Raw genomic sequence first — 10,118 nt, forward strand, 5'->3', positions numbered from 1 at the left:
GTGTAGGCACCGGGATAGCCGTTTTGCTTTAGTTCATCCAGTAGCATTTTTAATTGAAAACGGTCTGTCAGTGGCCCTAAGCGCAACCGGTAGATGTCGTCGATGAGTGGCATTTCTGCCGGCACCTGATAAAGACTGGAAAGGCCGTCTGACAACTGTTTTGCCCGTTCTGCATCTGACAATGCCGCAACCTGAATGTAATAGCCTTTGAGTGAGGTTAATACAGGCGTATCTGATTCTGCTGGCGTGGACGCCTCTGCTAAGTTGGGATTTTGGGCTGCATCATCCGCTGCCTCGCTTGCGGTATGCAAATCAGCTTCGTCAGGCAACTGGCCTGCGTAGAGTGAGTAGGGCACGGGTGGTTCATTACCAACGGTTACCATGTTGTGTTTATCAACATGAATGACTTCCAGTTTGACACGGGTGGTCCCGACATTGTGATACCCCAGTTTTTTTGCTGCCGCGTAGGACAAGTCAATAATGCGATCTGAGTGAAACGGGCCGCGGTCGTTAACCCGCACAATCGCGGTTTGCTGGTTTTCCAGGTTGGTGACCCTGACATAGGAGGGTAAGGGAAGCGTCTTGTGTGCGGCGGTCATGCCGAACATGTCATAGACTTCACCATTTGATGTGAGATGACCATGAAACTTCTGGCCGTACCACGAGGCCTGGCCGGTTTGCACATAGCCTTTTCCCGTTGTTAGTGGTTGATACCGCTTGCCAAATACTTCATAAGGCAGGCTATTCTGTTCGCGATAAGGCTCATAACGGGGTTCGGCATCCAGCATCTCTGGCTCGTCATAGTCGTAATCGGGGGCAGAATCCACCGCCCGCGTATAGCGTGACGGCGCCTGGCAGGCTGAGAGCCCGGCCATTAACAAAACCCATAAAAAAACCGACGTAAACCTTTGCATTAGCGCGACATTAATCGTTTTTGTGTGCCGATACCCATAAGAATGCCAAATCCGGCCAGCAAAGTCACCATAGATGTACCACCGTAACTCACAAGTGGCAGGGGTACGCCTACCACAGGTAAAATGCCGGACACCATGCCCATGTTGACGAATACGTAGACAAAGAAGGTGAGGGTGATACTCCCAGCCAGGAGTTTGCTGTAGGCATTCTGCGCGCGTACAGCCAGCATCAGACCACGCACAATAATGAACAGGTAAATGGCTAGCAGCACCAGTACACCAGTCAGGCCAAATTCTTCACTGAATACGGCAAAGATAAAATCAGTATGTCGCTCAGGGAGAAATTCTAACTGACTTTGGGTGCCTTGCAGCCAGCCTTTACCTTCCAGGCCACCAGAGCCAATCGCTATTTTTGATTGAATAATGTGATAGCCCGATCCCAAAGGGTCACTCTCGGGGTTAAGGAAGGTTAATACGCGTTGCTTCTGATAGTCCTGCATCAGGAATATCCACATAATTGGCAGGAACGCACCACCTAATGCCGCAACAATGCCTATCAGTTTCCAGCTCATGCCGGCCAGAAAAATAACAAATATTCCTGAACTGGCAATCAGCAGGGATGTGCCTAAATCCGGCTGTTTTGCGATGAGTATTGTGGGTACGACGACCAGTACAAAAGCAATGACGATTTGCGATAAGGTGGGAGGCATAGTGAATTTACTGATATACCAGGCAATCATCATGGGCACGGCGAGCTTCATGGCTTCAGAAGGCTGAAACCGCACAAACCCCAAATCCAGCCAGCGCTGTGCACCTTTACCGATGTCACCAAATAACAGCACGGCAATGAGCATGAGAATACCCGCACCATATGCATAAATACTCAGCCGTCGGTAGGCCATGGGCGGCACTTGTGCCAGAACAAACATCACAAATAGGGCGATGCCTAATCGAATAACCTGCCGGTTAATCAGATCCATGTCCTGACCACCTGCAGAATAAATGGTAACCAGCCCTACACCCATCAGCACAAGCAACCCTAGCAATAATGGGATGTCGATATGCAGGGTTTGCCAAATGGTTGTTTGCCGTTCATTCAGTGTGGTTTTTTTCATGGCATTAATCGGCTTTTGCCGTTTTCGGGTATTTGATGGCGTCCGGGTTAAGGCGGAAAAACTCGTCCATCATGATGCGTGCAATAGGGGCGGCATTTGAGCTACCACCTCCGGCGTTTTCCAGCACCACAGCAACAGTGAGTTCTGGGTTTTCGTATGGCGCAAAACCAACATACATTGCGTTATCCCGCAAACGTTCATCGACTTTTTCTGCCTCGTATTTTTCGTTCTGGCCAACCGAGAAAAGTTGCGCAGTCCCTGTTTTACCCGCTGCTGTATAGTTGGTGCCGACAAACGCCGTTCTGGCGGTACCATGTTCCCGGTTTACTGTACCATACATAGCATCGAGTACAATTTCCCAGTTTTCCTGATTCTTGATTTCAATAGGGCGCAACGATTTAAGCGGTTCTAATGCTACCTGGCCATCGGGCTGGTGGTAGCCCCTTAATATTTGCGGCACAAAGCGCGCGCCATAGTTAACCAACGCATTGGTTGCGTGTACCAGTTGTACTGGTGTTGTCGTCCAGTAGCCCTGACCAATTCCAACAGAGATTGTATCGCCGATATACCAAGGCTGATTATGTCGGGCTTTCTTCCAGCCCCGGCTCGGCATATTGGCATCGCTTTCTTCGTAAAGATCGATACCGGTGTAGTCACCAAAACCAAACTCCGACATGTATCCGCTGATCATGTCGATACCCATCTGATAGGCTAATTCGTAATAATAAGTATCGCAGGACACTTCAATTGAGCGGGTTACGTCGACATCGCCGTGCCCCCACTTTTTCCAGTCACGCCACACATGACTGACGTTAGGCAGGGAGTACCGACCGTTATCTTTTATGGTGAACGACTTGTCGATGGTTTCAGTTTCCAGACTCAATAACGCCAGCAGTGGTTTGACGGTTGACGCGGGAGGGTACTGGCCCTGAGTCGCCCGGTTGATCAGCGGGCGATCAGGTGAATTCAGCAACGCTGCGTAATTCTTACGGCTTATACCGTGAACAAATAAATTAGGGTCGTAACTGGGATTAGAATACATGGCCAGAATACCACCGGTATGCGGCGAAGCCAGAACAACGGTCCCGCGCTGGCCTTCTAATGCTTTCTGAGCCGCTTGCTGTAAGCGAATATCAATGTTCAGCACAATATCACGGCCTGGTACCGGTGGATCAACATCCAGAGTGCGGATAATACGGCCCTGACTGTTTACTTCTACCTGCTGGTATCCCACACTGCCATGCAAAATATCCTCGTGATATTTTTCAATGCCCAGTTTGCCTATGTCATAGGTGGCGGCGTAATTTGCTTCCTGACCGGCTTCTTTGATCTTTTGCAGGTCTTTTTTATTAATTTTGGCCACGTAACCCAACACGTGCGTGAGCATATCTCCATAGGGATAATAGCGAGCAAGACGCGCTTCGATGGATACGCCAGGATACTGATGGCTGCGGCTGGCAAAGCGAGCGACTTCTTGTTCAGACAGACGGGAACGCAAGGCAACCGGTTTAAAACGGCGCTGTCCTCTTAATGCCTGACGAAAGTCGTCTATTTCATCGTCGGTGATCCCCATTAACGACTGTAAGCCTGCAAGTGTTTCCTCAAGGTTATCAACCTGCTCCGGAATGACTTCCAGGTTATAAACCGGACGGTTTTCAGCCAGTAACACACCATTTCGGTCGTAAATCAGACCCCGGTTGGGCGCGATAGGCAGTACTTTAATTCGGTTGCCGTTAGAACGGGTCTGGTAGTCGTCAAAATGCTTGACCTGCAGGTAATACAAATTGCTGACCACCATGCCCAATAAGGCTATGACAATCAGGCCGGCAATGACGGTGCGGCGGGCAAACAGGTTGGCCTCGGCAGAGTGATCGCGAATCGTCTGGCGCTTGATTGGCATTGGACTACTCGCGATGGTACGGATGGTTTTGTGTAACAGACCAGGCGCGGTAGAGGGCTTCTGTCACAATGATTCTGACCATGGGGTGAGGCAGGGTCAATGCAGACAACGACCAGCGTTGCTCAGCAAGGGCGCAGCACTCGGGTGCCAGCCCTTCCGGACCGCCAATTAACAAGCTCACATCCCGGCCATCCATTTTCCAGTTGTCGAGTTGTTTAGCCAGCGTTGGGGTATCCCAGGAGCGGCCAGTCACTTCCAGTGTAACAACTTTATGGTTTTTGCCGATGGCGGCCATCATGGCTTCGCCTTCTTTTTGCAGGATGCGTTTAATGTCAGCATTTTTGCCGCGTTTACCCGGGGCAATCTCAACAAAACTGACTGGCATATCAGCGGGAAACCGGCGCAGGAATTCCTGGGTGCCGGTAGTGACCCAGTCAGGCATTTTGTTACCCACAGCAATGATCTGAATTCGCACGGCCTGCTACTCCTTAGGCAGGGGAGGGATTAACCCCAGAGTTTCTCTAACTGATAAAAGTCCCGCGACTCATCTTGCATGATGTGAACAATAATTTCGCCCAGATCTACCAATACCCACTCGCCGGTTTCCTTGCCTTCAACATTCAGCGGTGAAATGCCTGCTCGTTTTGATTCCAGTTGAACGTGTTCAGCAATAGAGCTGACATGGCGTTTTGAATTACCGGAACAAATGATCATCGTATCGGTGATCGTTGATTTGCCTTTTACGTCCAGTTCAACAATATCACGACCTTTCATGTCGTCTATTTTGTCAATAACAAAGGCTTTGAGTTGCTCGTGTTGCAAAAGTTCTCCTCACAAGTGCTTATTCAGCACGGTATAACTTATGTGTATCAATATAGTGCACTACGTCGGGGTGTAGCCAGTCTGACGTAGTATTATCGTTTGGATCGTCCTGACCTAATGCGTTTCGCAATTGCGTAGACGACACAGAGTAATCCTTGCTCTGGGTGATGTACACCCGGCCAAACCTTTGTTCGTGTAAGGCTTCGGGGGTATCGACCAGCCGGGTGTTCAGCCAGTCCTGTAAAATCGGTACTATTTGCCCTTTGCTGGTCGGTCGCCTCATAACAACAAGGTGACAAAACTCAGTGAGGTGCGGCCATTCATACCAGGATGGCAGATTATACAGTGAATCTTCGCCCAGCAAAAAGCAGATTCCCTTATCTGGCTCGCTTTCACGTAAATACGCCAGTGTTTTTACCGTATAGTTTGGTGCCGGTAAGCTAAGTTCTACGGGTTCGACATATAACTTTGAACTTTGTTGGCACGCCAGCTCCAGCATTGCCAAACGGTGCTTCGTCGCAGTTTCCGGGGCAGATTTATGTGGTGGCACATTGCAGGGCAGTAACCCAAGCTTATTTACGCCGATTTCATTAATTGCATCAAGTCCTGCATTAATATGCCCTTGATGAGGCGGATTAAAGGTGCCTCCCAATAACGCAATCATCAGGCCAGGCTGTCCATGTCACTGAGCGGCATGTGTAATAGTGGCACGCCAGTAAACAGCAAACACAGGTGTGCTAGTTTGACGAAAGGCCGCACCACGGATTCTTGCTTGAACAGAAAGTCGGCCTGGGTAAGCTGTTCGCCTATGCCTTGTAACTGTGCCGTGTTCAACCGCTGTAATGCCTGTTGGTAAAAGCCTTGTCGGTTTTTCCAGATACCAAACTTTTGCCAGGTGATGGGCTGACGACTTTGTTGAAGCTGACATAGGTTCCACAGTGTTTGCCATTCGCGAATGAGCGCCCAGATAACAATGTTGGGCTCTATCCCCTCTGATTCGAGGCGATAGAGCATTTTCACACATCGATCCCGGTCGCCCTGCAACATTACGTCGACCAGTTGGAACACATTGAAGCGCGATTGGTCTACCAGTGCTTCACTGAGTTTTTGCTCGTCAATGTGTTTATCAGGATAGGCGAGTACCAGCTTTTCAATTTCTTGTGCGCCGGCCATTAAATTGCCTTCACAGAAATCGGCCAGCATTTTCACGCAGCCAGGTGTGAACTGAAAACCATGCTGTTGTAATCGGCGTGACAGCCAGCCAGACAGCGCAGTCCCCTCAAGGGGGTAACAAATTGTAAACGCGCCAATGGCATCCAGGGCTTTAAACCACTTAGTGCGCTGCACGTCTTTACCGATGCGTGGCCCGTGAATAATGAGCAATGTATCGGGTGACAAGTTGTCTGCAATAGACGTGAGCAAAGCCGCGCCTTCGGTGCCTGGTTTACCGGTGGGAAGCTCAAGCTCAATAACTTGTCTGTCTGCGAACAATGACATGGCCTGAGTGGCGTCTAACAGTGAATTCCAACTGAACTCGTTGTCGGCCACCATGACATTGCGTTCAGTAAAGCCTTGTTGTTTGGCTTTCTCCCGTAATGCTTGCAGGATTTCGAATTTTTGCTGTGGTTCGTCCCCGAAAATCAAATAGCACCCTTTGAACTCGCGTTCTAGGGTAGGGATGAATTTATCGGGATAAACCTGCATTCGACGACGGTGCCTTACTGCTGATTTGAAATGATACGAATGATACGATCAGCCGCCTCGGTACGCATTTCGCTGAGTACCAAATTAAGTTCGCGGGACTTTGCCAGTACTTGCTTGGGGTCGTCCTGGTATTCACGCAACACTTCAAACTGCTGTGTGATTTGATTACCGTCGGGGTAGGTTGCGGTAAACCGCACACCATAAATAAGTTCGTACTCGGCAACCTGACCTGTGGCAAACACCGACAGTAATCGTCTGTCGAGCTTTTCGGGCTGTAGTTTTACCGAGATCGTAGAGGCAGCCTCACCATCCAGCGCCTGACTGCCACTGTTGATCTGATAGACTTTCATGCGTGCTAATACCGACTTCTCCAGTGGTGCAGTCTGTTTACCAGCAATAATGTGTACGTAACTGCTGCCAACCGGCAGCGTTTGTGCACTGCGTAAATGAAAACCGCAACCGGCAGTGATCAGCGTCACAGCCAGCAACAGGAAAAGCCCGATATAAGACGCGCGCATTGTTAGTTAGCCACAATGTTTACCAGCTTACCCGGCACCACAATCACCTTCCTGATCGTTTTGCCTTCGGTAAACTGCTGCACATTCGGTTGTGTTTTCGCGGCCTCTTCAATTTCTTCTTTTGAAGCAGACGCTGACACGGTAAGTTTCGCTCGCACCTTACCGTTAACCTGAACAATGATCAGTTTTTCATCTTCCACCAGAGCTGCTTTATCTGCAACCGGCCAGGCTGCCTCTTCAATGCTGCCTGTGTGGCCCAACTGTTCCCATAAATGGTGACAGATATGCGGTGTGATTGGGTTCAGAATTAACAGCACGCTCTCGACAGCCTCCCGCATAAGCGCGATATCCTGCTCGTTTTCCTGCGGTGCTTTTTGTAAGTGATTCAACAGTTCCATAATGGCCGCAATGGCGGTATTGAACGTTTGACGGCGACCTAAGTCATCGGTCACTTTCTCAATAGTTTTATGAACTTCACGACGCAGGGCTTGCTGAGGTTTACTCAGGCTTGCCACGTCTAGTGCCACTGGTGTGCCGGCGGCCAGATGGTCGGTAACCAGTTTCCATACACGGCGCAGGAATCGGTTCGCTCCTTCAACACCAGAATCTACCCATTCCAGTGTTTGTTCTGGTGGCGCAGCGAACATGGTGAACAAACGAACGGTATCTGCACCGTACTGGTCGATAACCTGTTGGGGGTCGATACCGTTATTTTTCGACTTCGACATCTTGGTCATTCCACCGTGAATAACAGGTGTACCGTCTTTCGTTAACCAGGCTTTGGTGATACGGCCTTTGTCATCTTTTTCCGTACTGACTTCGGTCGGTGAATACCAGGTCTTCTTACCGGCTTCATCTTCGCTGTAGTAAGAATCGGCTAATACCATGCCCTGACACAACAAGCGCTTGTAGGGCTCGTCAGAGTTAACCAAACCTTCGTCGCGTAATAATTTGTGATAAAAACGCGAGTACAACAAGTGAAGGATAGCGTGTTCAATACCACCAATATACTGGTCGACGGGCAGCCAGTAGTTGGCTTTCGCGGGGTCTAACATGGCATCGTCGGTGTTCGCACAGCTATAGCGGGCGTAATACCACGATGATTCCATGAAGGTATCAAAGGTATCTGTTTCACGCAGAGCGGCTTCGCCGTTATAAGTGGTTTTCGCCCACTCAGGATCGGCTTTAATCGGCGAGGTGACACCGTTCATCTCTACGTCTTCTGGTAGTACAACTGGCAGTTGGTCTGCAGGTACCGGCACGGACTCGCCATTTTCCAGGTTCAGCATTGGGATAGGAGAGCCCCAGTAGCGCTGACGGCTTACGCCCCAATCGCGCAGTCGATAATTCACTTTGCGCTCGCCTCTGCCCAGGCTTACCAGCTTATCGGCAATGGCGTTGAAGGCATCTTCAAAATCTTTGCCATCAAATTCACCTGAATTTATCAGGCTGCCTTTTTCGGTAAAGGCAGAAGTGGATAAATCACATTCGGCATCACTGTCTGCCGCCGGTGCAATGACCTGTTTGATTGGCAAGCTGTAGCGTGTTGCGAATTCCCAGTCGCGCTGGTCGTGACCTGGCACTGCCATAACCGCGCCCGAGCCATAATCCATTAATACGAAGTTGGCGATCCACACTGGCACTTCTTCACCAGTCAGTGGATGAATTGCGTTAAAGCCGGTCGCGATGCCTTTTTTCTCCATTGTCGCCATATCGGCTTCGGCGACTTTGGTGTTTTTGCACTCGTCGATAAAGGCGGCAATATCCGGGTTATTTTTTGCAGCCGCTTCGGCAAGCGGGTGCTGAGCCGCAACTGCAACGTAAGTTACACCCATAAACGTATCCGGACGAGTGGTGTACACGGTTAACGATGCAACATCGGCTACCTGAGCTGCCAGATCAAAGGTGATTTCTACCCCTTCAGAACGACCAATCCAGTTTGCCTGCATGGCACGCACTTGCTCTGGCCATTCTTCCAGTTGCTCAAGGTCGTTTAATAATTCTTCGGCATAGTCTGTGATTTTAATGAACCACTGAGGAATTTCTTTTTGTTCAACCACAGCGCCCGAGCGCCAGCCCCGGCCATCAATGACCTGTTCATTGGCCAAAACGGTCTGGTCTACCGGGTCCCAGTTGACGGTAGCGTTTTTCTTATACACCAGACCTTTTTCGTAAAGGCGGGTGAAGAACCATTGCTCCCAGCGATAGTAGTCAGACTTACACGTAGTGACTTCGCGGTCCCAATCGTAACCAAATCCCAGCGATTTTAACTGGTTCTTCATGTAGTCGATGTTCGAGTATGTCCAGTTCGCAGGGGCGGTATTGTTATTGATCGCGGCGTTTTCGGCCGGCAGACCAAAGGCATCCCAACCCATAGGCTGCAGTACGTTTTTGCCCTGCATACGCTGGAAACGGCTAATCACATCGCCGATAGTGTAGTTGCGCACGTGACCCATATGCAGTCGGCCACTGGGGTAAGGAAACATCGACAGACAGTAGAATTTTTCTTTGCTGTCATCTTCGCTTACTTTGAAGGTGTTGTGTTGTTCCCAGGACTGCTGGACGGCGTGTTCAATTTCTCGTGGATTATACTGGTTATCGGCCATGTTAACGTAGGCTTCCGCATTCTGTTGTGTTTAAACAAATATACCCGCCGGCTTACGGCGAGTGTGCCTGATATAATAACCGCATAGAATAGCCCAGCCATAGTGCTTCCCACAATAGCGTGTGCATGAATGAGCAGGATTTTATGGTTAACTGCGTGGAATTTAGCCAGTCTGGCTTAAAACGCGTTAGCTAAGCCCTGTAATTGGAGTCCCTGTACCTGTGCCACGATAGGAGCAAGCTGCTGGTAACCATCCGGATAGTAGCCATGTACCCGATATGTCATTGCAACCTTTGTTGAGTCATCTTGCTCGGTGAGTTCAAAGGTCAAGGCACCAAACAAGCCCATGCCTTGAAGCGGGCCAAGGCCACCGGTCATGACGAGCTTTTTATTCGGGTCGACAAACACAACATGTAAATGCTCAGCGGACTTTTCACCTGCGGTTTCACAAAAACAGCCGCCAGCTTCAGGTGAAATTGTAAAGGTACCGTCCTGACCCCACCAACTGTGATCTTTTGGCCACCAGGTATCCACGCCGTA

The 10,118-nt window shown here is 49.9% G+C and carries 10 protein-coding genes; all 10 read right to left on the reverse strand.

The window, feature by feature from the left end; all coding sequences use genetic code 11:
- The coding region (locus tag AC4MRN_RS14290; protein WP_491203634.1) for a septal ring lytic transglycosylase RlpA family protein at positions 1 to 875 on the reverse strand (875 nt) is incomplete at its 3' end.
- Between the two features lie 38 nt (positions 876 to 913).
- Entirely contained in the window at positions 914 to 2,029 is a 1,116-nt protein-coding gene (gene rodA / locus AC4MRN_RS14295; RefSeq protein WP_073321504.1) for a rod shape-determining protein RodA, read from the reverse strand.
- A gap of 4 nt (positions 2,030 to 2,033) precedes the next feature.
- Positions 2,034 to 3,929, reverse strand: coding sequence for a penicillin-binding protein 2 (gene mrdA / locus AC4MRN_RS14300; RefSeq protein ID WP_073321501.1), 1,896 nt, complete (start codon positions 3,927 to 3,929; stop codon positions 2,034 to 2,036).
- Between the two features lie 4 nt (positions 3,930 to 3,933).
- A complete protein-coding gene (gene rlmH / locus AC4MRN_RS14305; protein ID WP_491203635.1) occupies positions 3,934 to 4,404 on the reverse strand; it encodes a 23S rRNA (pseudouridine(1915)-N(3))-methyltransferase RlmH in 471 nt (156 codons plus the stop codon).
- 29 nt (positions 4,405 to 4,433) lie between these two features.
- Positions 4,434 to 4,751 carry a ribosome silencing factor gene (gene rsfS / locus AC4MRN_RS14310; RefSeq protein WP_073321496.1) on the reverse strand — a complete coding sequence of 106 codons (318 nt, stop codon included), beginning with the start codon at positions 4,749 to 4,751 and terminating at the stop codon, positions 4,434 to 4,436.
- A gap of 19 nt (positions 4,752 to 4,770) precedes the next feature.
- On the reverse strand, positions 4,771 to 5,415 hold the full coding sequence (gene nadD, locus AC4MRN_RS14315; RefSeq protein ID WP_491203636.1) for a nicotinate-nucleotide adenylyltransferase: 645 nt from the start codon (positions 5,413 to 5,415) through the stop codon (positions 4,771 to 4,773).
- Entirely contained in the window at positions 5,415 to 6,455 is a 1,041-nt protein-coding gene (holA, locus tag AC4MRN_RS14320) for a DNA polymerase III subunit delta (RefSeq protein WP_491203637.1), read from the reverse strand. The genes nadD and holA overlap by 1 nt, the downstream gene beginning before the upstream one ends.
- A gap of 14 nt (positions 6,456 to 6,469) precedes the next feature.
- A complete protein-coding gene (locus AC4MRN_RS14325; RefSeq protein WP_491203638.1) occupies positions 6,470 to 6,973 on the reverse strand; it encodes an LPS-assembly lipoprotein LptE in 504 nt (167 codons plus the stop codon).
- Between the two features lie 2 nt (positions 6,974 to 6,975).
- On the reverse strand, positions 6,976 to 9,579 hold the full coding sequence (leuS, locus tag AC4MRN_RS14330; RefSeq protein ID WP_491203639.1) for a leucine--tRNA ligase: 2,604 nt from the start codon (positions 9,577 to 9,579) through the stop codon (positions 6,976 to 6,978).
- 176 nt (positions 9,580 to 9,755) lie between these two features.
- A partial coding sequence (locus AC4MRN_RS14335) for an SRPBCC domain-containing protein (protein ID WP_491203640.1) occupies positions 9,756 to 10,118 on the reverse strand: 363 nt, incomplete at its 5' end.

Source organism: Marisediminitalea sp. (assembly GCF_984433645.1).